The organism is Kitasatospora sp. NPDC058478 (genome assembly GCF_042720345.1).
Lineage (GTDB): Bacteria > Actinomycetota > Actinomycetes > Streptomycetales > Streptomycetaceae > Kitasatospora.
Map to the genome: position 1 here is coordinate 57,101 of NZ_JBHXML010000059.1, position 10,930 is coordinate 68,030.

A 10,930-nucleotide genomic window follows, 5' to 3' on the forward strand; every position below is an offset into this window, starting at 1 on the left:
ACCCGTCCAGGTCTACCTCACCCGTCCACCTCGTCCGCCCCCGGGTCCGCGCCGTCCCCGCGCCCGCACTGGGCCGGCACCCGGGTCGTCTCGGGCCGCAGCACGGTGTGCCCCGAGTCCGGGTCGCGCCGGCACTCGACCAGCACGGCCGCGCCCGACCGCGGTTCGGCTGCGCCGAGCGCCTCCCGCGCCGCGGCCGGCTCCTGAAGCGCGGCGAGGACGCGCAGCTGGTTGCGCCCGGACATGTCCCGGGCCAGCCGTAGCAGTGAGGCGGTCTGTTCGGTGGCGAGCCCGGCGCCGAGGTCCTCGGCGAGCACGGTGAGCTGCCGGTGCGCCCACGGCACCTCGGCGGCCACGTCGAGGTCGAGCACCCCGGCCCCGGTGAGCAGCACCGCGGCGAACGCGAGGTGTCGCAGCATGCCGTCGGAGGCCTGGTCGGCCCCGGTGCGCCCGAGGACGCCTTCGTCGAACACCGCGAGGACCCGCTGGTCGGGCCCGCTGCCGCGGTGGGCGAGGGAGAGTCCGAGCAGCGGGTGCGGGGCGGCGGACTGGACGGCGCGCAGGAGCTGCCCGTAGCGGCGCGGGCATTCGTTGCCGAGCCGGGCGAGGACGGCGGAGATGTTGGCGGCGTTGCTGCGCAGCCGGGCCTGCGGGTCGGGCCGGGCCCAGCCGCGCATGAGGGCGGGGACGGGGTGGACGGGGAAGACCTCGCGCAGCGCGGTGAGCAGGTCCTCGGTGGCGGCGAGGACCTGCCGTTCGCCCGGGGAGGAGCCGGCCACCCGGAGCGGCAGTTGCGCGGTGATCATGGTGCCGCTGGGGAAGGGCGCCCGGATGTCGCCCTGGCGGGTGTCGTTGTGCCAGCAGACGTTGACGCGCCGCTTGCGGACGTCCTGTTCGCCGGTGTCGACGAGGGTGCGGCCGTCCAGGGTGAGCGATTCGCGGGCGATCCGCACCGGGCCGTCGGTGCGGACGACGACGTCGAGCCGGATGCGGCCGTGCGGGGAGCGGACGGTGCAGCCGAGGATGACGGCGTCGCGCCCGTGCGGGACGCACCCGGTCAGGCCGCCTCGGACGGGTTTGGCCAGGGGGCCGGTGCGGTCGGGCAGTCCGTCGAAGGAGTCGGCGATCTCCTCTCCGAGGGCGAGCCGGGAGAGCACGGCCAGTGCGTCGAGGGCGTTGGACTTGCCGACGCCGGCGGGCCCGTGCAGGACGGTGAGGGGCGCGAGCGGCAGGACCGCGCGCCGGTAGGACTTGAACGAGGTGAGCCGGAGCTCCTCGACGGTGGGACGTGTTACGGATGGCCGATCGGGCCCCGGGGCGCTCGGTCGGGGGTGGGCCGGCGCGGCGGGCCGGGTGGCGTCGCGGTTCACCCGTCGGACGTTAGCCGCAGGCCGGTCGGCAGAAACGTGCCTGCTCAGCAGATTCATCCCAACGTGGCGGCCACACCCCGCGCGCGCCCGACGTTCAGCGCCGGTAGGCGGCCACCGTCACGGAGGCGGTCACCTCGACCGGGTCCGGCAGCTCCGCGAGCGCGGCGGCCAGGCGGTCCGGGTCGGTGTGCCAGGCGCTGGGGCCCATGCCGACGACGGTACGCACGTCGTCCGGGCCGAGCCGCAGGGTGAACTCGACCTGCCGCTGCCCGGCAGGGGTCAGGTAGGGGCCGAGCTTCTCGTCGATCCGCCGCTGCTTCTCCTCGTCGACCGACAACAGGCCCAGCGCGCCGACGAGTTCGCGCAGGTGGCGGGCGGTGGGCGAGACCAGCAGCAGGGTGGCGCCGGGGCGCAGCACGCGGCGGATCTCGGGCCCGTTGCGCGGGGCGAAGACGTTGAGCATCAGCCCGGCGGAGGCGTCGCGCAGCGGCAGCGGCCGCCAGGCGTCGCAGACCACGGCACCGATCCGGGGGTGGGCCTTGGCGGCGCGGCGCAGCGCGAACTTGGAGATGTCGAGGGCGGCGCCGACGCGGCCGGGCAGGGCGTCGAGGACGTGGGCCAGGTAGTGGCCGGTGCCGGCGCCGAGGTCGGCGACGAGGCCTTCGGGGTCGGCGGCCGCGGCGGCCTCGGCGAGGGCGGCGACGATGGGCCGGTAGTGGCCGGCGGCGAGGAAGTCGGCACGGGCGGCGACCATCTCGGCGGTGTCGCCGGTGCCGGTGTGGGCGTCGCCGGCGAGGAGGCTGACGTAGCCCTGTTTGGCGAGGTCGAAGCTGTGGCCGGCGGGGCAGCGCAGGGCGCGCTCGTGCCGGGTGAGGGCCTGCGCGCAGTGGGGGCAGGCCAGGTAGTGCTCGATGTCCTGCAGCAACGTTCCGTCTTCTCTCGCCGTTCAGCCCGGGTGCCCGGGGGTTTCGCGGGTCCGGTGGCCCTGAGTAACCAGCCTAACGACCCCGCCCGACCCCGACGGCCTGCCCGGCCAGCCGACCTCGCCCCGGGTCCGCCGACCCCGACGGCCCCGCTGCCCGGCCTATCGGCCCCGCCGCTACCCGCTTATCGGCCCCGCCCCTGCGCGCCCGCGCCCGCGCTCCGCCGCGACGCGCAGGGCGAGGGCGGCAAGCGCCTCGGGCGCGCCGGGCCGGCCACGGATGCCGGGGAAGGCGTTGACGTCGACGATGACGGGTTCGGCGGGCCCGTCGAGCAGGTCGACGCCGTAGACGTCGAGCCCGAACACCTCGCCGACGCGCAGGGCGAGGGCGGCCCGGTCGGCGGGCGGTTCCCAGTCCTGTCCCTGCCCCGACTCCCCTTCGCTGTCGGCGAGTTCGGACCGCCGCCGGGCGGCGAACACCTGCCGGTCGATCACCCACAGCTTCTGGTCCCAGCCGGTCCCCGGGACGAACGGCTGGGTGACGACGGGCTCGTCGGGCCAGCGCGCGACGAGTTCGCGCAACCGGGCCGGGCCGTCGACCCGGGCGACCAGGTCGTGGCGCCGACTGTGCCGACTCTTGACGACGAACGGGTAGGCGGGATCGGCGAGTTCGGCGAGTTCGGCGAGCCGCCCGGCGTCGCGGGTGGCCGCGAAGGGCAGGTCGGCCGCGCGCGCGAGTTCGGCCATCCGCACCCGGTCCTGGCAGAGTTCGGTGGCCGCGGCCGAGTTGATGACGGGCGCCCCGCGCCGCTCCAACTCTTGTGCGAGTGAAAGGGATCGACGGGTGTGGGCCTTGAGCAGATAGACGTCGGCGAGCGCCGGCCCTGCCGGTCCAGCAGGGTCGACGATCGTCACCTCGTGCCGGTCCGCCAGCAGGGCGGCGGTCGCCGCGAGCACCGGGTGTCCGGGGTCGGCGGTGATCAGGCCGATCCTCATATCGCCCCGCCCAGGCCAGCCCCACCCAAGCCGGCCCCGTCAAAGCCGGCTCCGCCGAACTCTCCACCACCGAAGCCAAGTTGCCCGTACCCCGCGCCACCGCCCGCCGGCACCAGTGCGGGCGCGGGCGCCGACACGGCCGTCCCGCTGCGCGCGAGCCGCAGCACCGCCCGGGCGACCCTGGCGACCGCGTCCGGCACCTGGCGGAAGCTCGGGAAGTCGTTGATGTCGACGACCACCGGCCCGTCCGGCCCGAGCAGCACGTCGACGCCGTACAGGTCGAGCCCGAACACCTCACCGACCTGCGCCGCGATCCGCGCGACCTCCCCGGGCAACGGGACCTGCCGTTCGCGTACGTCCTGCCCGGGGTGGAGCGGGGAGGAACGTTCCGTCGCGAAGAGCTCGCCGTCGACGCAGTACACCTTGAGGTCGGTGCCGGAGTTGGGCACGTAGGGCTGGGCGATCAACAGCCCCTCGTCGGCGAGTTCGGGGCCGAGGTCGAGGAGGTGGTCGGGGCTGGGCACGAGCCGGACGGCCCGCCCGGAGCTGCCGTCGGCGGGCTTGACGACGAGCGGGTACTCGGCGGCCGGGATCTCGGCGAGCCGTTCCCAGCGGGCGGTGGCGTAGGTGACGGGGACGGGCAGGCCGCGGGTGCTGGCGATGACGGAGGCGAGCGCCTTGTCGCGGACGCCACGGATGGAGCGGACGTCGTTGACGGTGGTGAGGCCGACGGCGGCGGCCGCGTCCAGCAGGGTGAGCCCGGGCCCGCCGGAGACGGTCTTGAGCACCCAGGCGTCGTGGCTGCCGGCCCGGATCGCCTCGGATATCGCCATCAGCGAGTCCCCGGGGCGCAGCACGTCCACCCGGTGCCCCCATGCGGTGAGCTGGCGTGCCACGTCGAGCGGCATGCCGTCGTGCCGGTAGTGCTCCTCCACCAGAAAGCAGAGCCTCATGGGCCTGTCTTCCCCCCTTGCCAAGCCGAGTGCGGACGTCCGCCGTCCCCCTTCGGCAGAGCTGTAAAGGCATCAGCATGCCACGCGGTATACGCACAAGATCGCTGCGAGCCGGTAAGCGTTCAGCAACAATCAGGCGCCCGCACCGCCCCGGCCCTTCGCCACCCCCGGCACGAAGCACCGCCGCCGCCCGCCACCGCCCCCGGCACGAGGCACCGCCACCGTCCGTCACACCGTCACCGGCGCCCCCGGCACGAAGCCCGGGAACAATGCGGTGGCGGGCCGCCGACGCCCCTGCTTGGATGCACGCCGTGACTTCTGTTGATCATGCCCCCGACCACTCCCTCCTCGACGCGATCGAGCGCTACTACGACGCGGTGCCGCGCAGCGCCGCACGGGCCGAGGACTTCGGCCCGCTGACCCTGTTCGTCCGCGAGGGCGCGGGCTGGCCCTACTACGCCCGCCCCACGCTCGACCACGACGGCCCCGCCACCACCGCCGAGGACGTCCTGCGGGTGCTGGCCCGCCAGCGGGAGCTGGGCGAGCCGGAGGCCTTCGAGTGGGTGGCCGAGCGGAGTCCGGAGCTGCGGGCCGCGGTGGAGGCGGCCGGGCTCGCGGTGCACGAGCACCCGCTGCTGGTGCTGGGCCCGCAGGACGAGCCGGCCCCGGCGCCCGAGCTGCCGGAGGAGGTGCGGGTGGAGGTCCTGGGCGCGGATGCGCCGGAGCTGGCGTCGGCGGTCGCCGTTCCGCACCTGGCGTTCGCCGAGCCGGGCACCGGCGTGGGCGCCGTGGGCGCGGCCGAACTGACCGAGGCCGCAGGGCAGTTGACGGCGGAGGGCGCGGTGGGGCGGATCGCACGGCGGATCACCGACGGCGCCACCGTGCTGGCCGCCGCGGTGGAGGACGGTTCCGCGCTGTGCGCGGGCCAGCACAATCCGGTGGGCGCGGTCACCGAGGTGGCCGGGGTCGGGACGCTGCCGGTTGCGCGGCGGCGCGGGCTGGGTCTGGCGGTCACCGCGGCCCTGGTCGCGCACGCGCGGGCGAACGGCGTGCGGACGGTGTTCCTGTCCGCCGCCGACGAGGAGGTCGCCCGGATCTACCGCCGGGCGGGTTTCCGCCCGTTCGCGACGGCCCTGATCGCCGAGCCGGCCCCGGACCGGCCCGGCGACTGACCCGCAGACCGGCCGACCCCCCAACCACACCAACGAGAGCCCTCAGGAACGGACGACGAGGACGACGCGACCGGGCAGGAGCCCACCCGGTCAGTCGTCGTCCTCGTCCTCCGCCCCGCTGACGCCCTCCCCCTCGGCCTCGTCGACGACCCACCCCGCCAGTCGTTCGGCGACCCCGGACACGCCGAGCCGCCCCTCCCGGATGGCCCGGGCGAGGCTGCGCACCTCGCGGGCGGTGGTGGCGACGGTGCAGCCGCTGGCGACGAGGTAGGCGTAGGCGGCGGCGGTCGCGTAGAGCTCGTTGGTCTTCTCCAGGGCCGGCACCCGGATCAGCTGGTGCATCAGGGCGGCGGCGCGGTCCTGCGGTTCGGGGTAGACGTCGATGTCGAAGATCTCGGCCTGGTGCCGGGCGACGGCCGCGAGCAACGACCCGTAGTCGGTGACCTGCGGGTCACCGGGCGTGTACTGCTCGGCGGTCATGAGCAGCCACGAGAGGTCGACCTCCAGCTTCAACGGCGCACGTCCTTCAGGTCGCCCGGCTCCGCGAACTCGGCCAGGAAGGCCGTCTCGTACTCCTTCATGAACTGGGCGGCGGCGTCGACGAAGGCCCGCCCCGCCTCGCCCATGTCCTGCTGGACCAGGCGCTCGATGTACTGGTTCATGCTGATCCCCTGCTGCTCCGCCCGTTCCCGGGCCATCTCCGCGGTCGTGGCGTCCACCCGGACGTTCAGCTGCTTCTTACCCATGAATCTCAAGCTAGCGCTGAAGTGCTAGCACAACAAGGGCGCACGCACGCCGGACGGAGCGCCCACCCCCACAGACGTGCCCCCCCACGGACGTTCCCCGCACGGACGCCGGGCGGCCACGCCCGCGGCAGGGTGCCGCAGGCGTGGCCGTCCGGGAGCGAACGCGGGTCCGGATCAGAACTGGGTGCTGACCGTCACCCCGCTGAAGTCCGTGTTGGCGTAGAGGCTGATGTAGCGGTAGCCGGCCGTCGGGTTGGTGACGGTGATGCTCTGCGTGCTGCCGGCGTTGGTGGAGGAGGCGGTGAAGGCGTTCGGCGAGGCCCAGGTGTCCGCGTTGTAGTACAGGTACGCGGTGCCGGTGCCGCCGGAGGTGCTGATCTTCAGGGTGCTGACGCCGGCCGGCAGGTAGACGTACAGGTAGTCGAGCCCGCCGGCGGTGGCGGTGAGGTTGGACCGGGAACAGTTCTGGCCGAGCGCGTCGGTGCGCGGGTCGATGCAGGTCGGCAGGGTGGTGCCGCCGCCGGTGCCGGTGGTGACGGTGACCGAGGCCGGGGTGCTGGCGGTCCTGCCGGTGGCGTCGGTGACGGTCAGGGCGACGGTGTACGTGCCCGCGGCGGCGTAGCCGTGGCTCGGGTTCCGCTGGTCGGAGGAGGTCCCGTCGCCGAAGGTCCAGTGCCAGGCGGTGATCTGGCCGGGGCCGGTCTGGACGGACTTGTCGGTCAGCGTGACGGTGGCGCCGTTGACGGCCTGGCCGAACAGCGCGGTCGGGCCGGCCGCGTAACAGGCGCCGGCGGCGCAGCCGTCGAGCCAGGCGTCGAAGTCGGCGTCGTAGCCGGTGCCGATGCCGTTGTAGACCGCGTAGCCGCCCTGGTAGTCACCGGTGCGGAAGTGGCCGAGCATGGCGTAGACGTCGGCCGGGTGCTTCTCGAACATGTACCGGACGGCGAGGTAGCCCCACGGGTAGGTGCGCACCGAGTCCGAGTTGCCGTACGTGTTCTGGAAGACGGTGCTGAGCTTGTAGGTGTGCTTGGCGGCCTCGGCCATCGCCTGGGTGTCGGTGGTGCCGCGGTAGGCGTAGGACTCGTACTCGGCGACGCCCTCGATCCACCAGATGTCGGGCACGGAGATCTCGGTGGAGAAGTTGCCCTTCATGTCGTAGATGCCGTCGAGGTAGTGCGTGTACTCGTGGTTGAGGTTCCACACGTTGGCGGTGAAGCCGTCGTTCCACGACTTCTGGTACATCACGCACACGGCGCGGTTGTTGGGGTCGGTCGGGTCCATGACGGTCTGGCCGCCGTTGTCGGTGGAGTTCCCGAAGATCGCCCAGGAGTAGTTCAGGTAGTCGGCCTGGTTGGCGAAGACCGCGAGGGTCATGTTCTTGCCGTACGGGTTGACCGGGCCGTTGTCCTTCACCAGGTTGTGGAAGAAGGTGTCCTCGCCGCGCAGGCTGGTGCAGACGGCGGCCAGGTCGGCGGGCGACAGCGACTCGGTCAGGATGGTGCGGTTGTCGCAGACCAGCTGGTTCGGCAGCACCGCCGCGGTCAGCTTCGCCGGCAGGTCGCAGGTGCCGTAGTACGAGCACTGGCCGGGGTCGAAGGCGTTGGCCTGGTAGGCGGTGTGGACGTACAACGGGCCGGTGACGCCGGTGATCTGGGCGCCGTCGAGCACCGCCTTGACCTTCCCCTTGACCGCGGCCTCGACGACGGGGCCGTCGCCGGCCATCCGGCCGAGGTCGTTGCCGGCGTTGACGTCGAGGTAGGCGTTGGCGGTGCCGAGCAGGTCCTTGTGGTTGAGCGCGAAGTCGCCCAGGACGGTGCCGATGCTCGGGTCGGCGCCGACCGCGCTGACGAAGTCGCTGTTCCAGTTGCCCCGCCACAGCGGCGCGGACAGCACGGCGTTGACCGCCTTGAGCATCTTCGGGAAGGCGTTGTACGAGTTGTTGTAGCTGGTCAGCACCTGCTTGTAGACGCCCAGGTAGCTGCCCTGCAGGTTGGCGCTGTCGGTCAGGACCAGCACCTCGTTGAGCACGGTGCCGTTGTTGTCGGTGACGTCGGTCCAGTGCCGGCCGGCGAAGAAGGCGTCGAGCCCGGCCTTGGAGGCGGCGGTGAGTGCCGCGTCGTAGGGGCCGACCGCGTCCGCGTTGTTGGACTGGACGTAGTACCCGGCCCGCAGGAAGAGCACGAGCTGCAGGATGCCGGTGGAGTTGTCCCCGGTGTAGTTCGCCGCCAGGCCCTGGTAGGCGTTGGCGACGGTGAGCATCTGGGATTCCTTGAAGATCCTGCCCGCGTCGGTGCCGGTGACGTTGAACAGCGTGTTCACGCAGTCCGTGGTCGAGCCTTCGAGGAAGGAGACCAGGTCGGCACCGCTGCGCCCGCCGAAGTCGGCGGGGGTGCAACTCGGCGCGGCGACACCGGCCGTACCAGCGGCGGCGCGGGCCGTACCAGCGACGGCACCGGCCGAACCGGCAGCGGCGCGGGCGGAACTGCCCGGCTGGGCCGCGGAGTTGCCCGGCTTGGCCGCGGGCGCGTGCGGCTGGGCCGGACGGGGCGCGGTCTGCACGGCGGTGCCGGCCGGCTGGCCCATCACGACCTGGCCCAGCAGCGCCGGCGGCAGCGGCTTGGCGGCGGGGGCGGCGGCCTCGGAGGGATCGGCCGCGAGGAAGGCCCCCAGCGGCTTCGGGACGGCCGACGCGGCGTCGGCCGTCGCCGGGGCGGCGGCGGACGACCGGGCGCCGGCCGGCGGCTGGGCGGCCGGTCCGGACGCGGCGAGCGCGGGGACCGGCAGCAGGGTGGCGGCGGTGGCACAGCCGGCGACGACGCCGGCCATGAGCGTGGGGAGGGGTATGCGAAGGCGCACTGCGGGGTCCTTCTCCTGTGGGGGAGGCGACTGGACGACTGCCGAGGCATGGGGGAAGTCGACGTGATCCTGCCATCGGGCGACCCGCCAGAACAATGTCACAGGTCATATGACATCTACCGCGTCCGGCATAACACCGCCCCACCGGGACCGCCCGCCCGCCCCCGCCTCGCACCACGGCCTGACCCAGCCTCTCCACCGCCGGACCCGACCGTCCCGCCCCCCGACCCGGCCTCCCTACGGCCGGACCGGCCGGTACGTCCGCGCCGCCCAGGCCTGGAAGGTCGGCGAACTGGCGATCAGGTCCCGGTAGGCCGCGGCCGCCGCGCCGAACAGCGTCTCCACCACCTCGCCGCTCACCCCGACGGCCCGCCAGGCCAGCAGGTGGCGGACCCAGATCGGCGTCCCGGCGAGCGGCTTGACCACCACTTCGGCCAGCGGCCTGGTGGTCGCCTGGACGACGGAGATCCCGAGCCCGGCGGAGATCATCTCCTGCAGCTCCAGCCGGCCGCCGAGGAACTCGTGGACGGTCGCCGGGGTGAAGCCCGCCGCGGCGCAGGCGCCGTAGAACACGCCGTGCCAGCCGGCCCCGTCGTCGGGGGTGAGGAACCAGTCCTCCTCGGCCAGGTCCACCAGGGCGATCTCGGTGCGGTGCCGGAGCCGGTGGCCCGCCGGGAGTGCGACGAAGGCGGGCTCGGTGACGATGCCGCGGTGCGCGACGGCCGGCGAGTGGCGCAGTTCCCGGCCCGGGTAGTCGACGGCCACGGCGGCCTCCGCGTCGCCCTGCTCCAGCAGGTCGACGATGTCCGACGAGCGGTAGACGGAGGTCACCGTGAAGCGCTGGTCGGGCCGCTGGTGCCGGGCCCTGGTGACCAGTCCGGGCAGGATCGGCGAGATGGTCGCGGCCAGGCGCAGCTCCTGGCGGGCCGGCTCGCCGGGGGCCGCCGGGCGGCGGCCGAGGCAGTCGGCGCGGGTGAGGAGGTCGCGCGCGGCGGCCACCACCTCGACGCCGAAGCAGGTCGGCGCGACGCCCACGGCCGTGCGCTCGAACAGCGGCGCGCCCAGGTGGCGTTCGATCCGGCGCAGTTGCGTACTGGTCGCGGGCTGCGAGGCGCCGAGCAGGACGGCGGCCCTGCCGACGCTCCCGGTGTCGGCGATGGCGCACAGCACGCGAAGGTGCCGCAGTTCCAGCTCCATGACCCTCCCCCTCACGCAAGGGCCGCACCCTCCCGGCCGACCGCTCCGGGCGGGAGGGTGCGGCCCCGGCGGTGGCTGTGCAACAGCACACATGACATGTCGGCCGCTCACCTTCGCCCCGCGCGAATCACCTCGTCAAGCCCCCTCCGGGAGCCGAACGGCGGCGCCGGCAACCGCCTTTACCGGCGCATTGCGTCCCCCTGACCACTCCCTGACCCACACCCCGGCGACCGCCCTGCCCGCACCCGCCACCCCGCCCAATGCCGCCCGACGCCGCCCCGCCGGGGCGAGCGAGACTTGAAGAGTTCTTCACCTTCCGAGACTCTGAACTCTCCTGAGCGTTCCGCGGAGCGGCACCGACCGGTCTGGAGGCCGGCAATGACAGCCATGTTCGACCAGGAGCTGCGCGAGCAGCTCGCCCAGGCCCGCCGGGACCTCGCAGCGGCCCGGGCCGAAGGGGACGCCGACGGCGTCCAGGCGTACGAGGGCCGGATCGCCGGACTGCTCCGGCTCGCCGCCCAGCACGGGATCGACCTTCCGCACAGCGCCGACGAGGAGGAGCACAACCGGCCCTGACCGTCCCGCACCGGAACGGCGAGGAGGGGGGGGCCCGCGGGGGCGGGGGCGCCGCCGGCGACGGGGGCGGCCGGGGCCCGGCTGCGGCGGGCAGCCCCGGACCGCCGCGCCCCCCCCCGCCGACCGCGCGCCCCGCCCCGCT

At 74.0% G+C, this 10,930-nt stretch carries 10 protein-coding genes; 2 read left to right on the forward strand and 8 right to left on the reverse strand.

The features are described from left to right. Positions 1 to 17: 17 nt before the first annotated feature. From ACFWPT_RS29000 to ACFWPT_RS29015, 4 genes are all read right to left on the reverse strand, one after another. Positions 18 to 1,370: an AAA family ATPase gene (locus ACFWPT_RS29000; RefSeq protein WP_380485338.1), complete on the reverse strand. Its 1,353-nt coding sequence runs from the start codon at positions 1,368 to 1,370 to the stop codon at positions 18 to 20. A 94-nt stretch (positions 1,371 to 1,464) separates the two neighbouring features. After that, complete coding sequence (locus ACFWPT_RS29005) at positions 1,465 to 2,295, reverse strand: putative RNA methyltransferase (protein ID WP_380485340.1); 831 nt, start codon at positions 2,293 to 2,295, stop codon at positions 1,465 to 1,467. A gap of 174 nt (positions 2,296 to 2,469) precedes the next feature. Next, the gene (locus ACFWPT_RS29010; RefSeq protein ID WP_380485342.1) at positions 2,470 to 3,288 is read right to left on the reverse strand and encodes a RimK family alpha-L-glutamate ligase; all 819 of its coding nucleotides are present in this window, start codon (positions 3,286 to 3,288) and stop codon (positions 2,470 to 2,472) included. Continuing rightward, on the reverse strand, positions 3,285 to 4,241 hold the full coding sequence (locus tag ACFWPT_RS29015; protein ID WP_380485344.1) for a RimK family alpha-L-glutamate ligase: 957 nt from the start codon (positions 4,239 to 4,241) through the stop codon (positions 3,285 to 3,287). Before ACFWPT_RS29015 ends, ACFWPT_RS29010 begins: the two co-directional genes overlap by 4 nt. Before the next feature lie 302 nt (positions 4,242 to 4,543). Between ACFWPT_RS29015 and ACFWPT_RS29020 the strand changes: the two genes are divergently transcribed. Beyond that, a complete protein-coding gene (locus ACFWPT_RS29020) occupies positions 4,544 to 5,413 on the forward strand; it encodes a GNAT family N-acetyltransferase (RefSeq protein ID WP_380485346.1) in 870 nt (289 codons plus the stop codon). Between the two features lie 90 nt (positions 5,414 to 5,503). Here ACFWPT_RS29020 and ACFWPT_RS29025 read toward each other — a convergent pair whose 3' ends face one another. From ACFWPT_RS29025 to ACFWPT_RS29040, 4 genes are all read right to left on the reverse strand, one after another. Then, complete coding sequence (locus tag ACFWPT_RS29025) at positions 5,504 to 5,926, reverse strand: hypothetical protein (protein ID WP_063347591.1); 423 nt, start codon at positions 5,924 to 5,926, stop codon at positions 5,504 to 5,506. Continuing rightward, on the reverse strand, positions 5,923 to 6,159 hold the full coding sequence (locus tag ACFWPT_RS29030; RefSeq protein WP_063347592.1) for a toxin-antitoxin system HicB family antitoxin: 237 nt from the start codon (positions 6,157 to 6,159) through the stop codon (positions 5,923 to 5,925). The genes ACFWPT_RS29025 and ACFWPT_RS29030 overlap by 4 nt, the downstream gene beginning before the upstream one ends. A 174-nt stretch (positions 6,160 to 6,333) precedes the next feature. Then, a complete protein-coding gene (locus ACFWPT_RS29035; protein ID WP_380485348.1) occupies positions 6,334 to 9,015 on the reverse strand; it encodes a collagenase in 2,682 nt (893 codons plus the stop codon). A 237-nt stretch (positions 9,016 to 9,252) separates the two neighbouring features. Further along, on the reverse strand, positions 9,253 to 10,212 hold the full coding sequence (locus ACFWPT_RS29040; RefSeq protein WP_380371196.1) for a LysR family transcriptional regulator: 960 nt from the start codon (positions 10,210 to 10,212) through the stop codon (positions 9,253 to 9,255). Between the two features lie 378 nt (positions 10,213 to 10,590). Between ACFWPT_RS29040 and ACFWPT_RS29045 the strand changes: the two genes are divergently transcribed. Further along, a complete protein-coding gene (locus ACFWPT_RS29045; protein WP_159398428.1) occupies positions 10,591 to 10,788 on the forward strand; it encodes a hypothetical protein in 198 nt (65 codons plus the stop codon). The last annotated feature ends 142 nt before the right edge of the window (positions 10,789 to 10,930 follow it).

Coding starts and splice junctions, on each gene's coding strand:
- ACFWPT_RS29010 (WP_380485342.1), bottom strand. CDS start 3,288: ATGAGGATCGGCCTGATCACCGCCGACCCCGGACACCCGGTGCTCGCG.
- ACFWPT_RS29015 (WP_380485344.1), bottom strand. CDS start 4,241: ATGAGGCTCTGCTTTCTGGTGGAGGAGCACTACCGGCACGACGGCATG.
- ACFWPT_RS29020 (WP_380485346.1), top strand. CDS start 4,544: ATGCACGCCGTGACTTCTGTTGATCATGCCCCCGACCACTCCCTCCTC.
- ACFWPT_RS29030 (WP_063347592.1), bottom strand. CDS start 6,159: ATGGGTAAGAAGCAGCTGAACGTCCGGGTGGACGCCACGACCGCGGAG.
- ACFWPT_RS29040 (WP_380371196.1), bottom strand. CDS start 10,212: ATGGAGCTGGAACTGCGGCACCTTCGCGTGCTGTGCGCCATCGCCGAC.
- ACFWPT_RS29045 (WP_159398428.1), top strand. CDS start 10,591: ATGACAGCCATGTTCGACCAGGAGCTGCGCGAGCAGCTCGCCCAGGCC.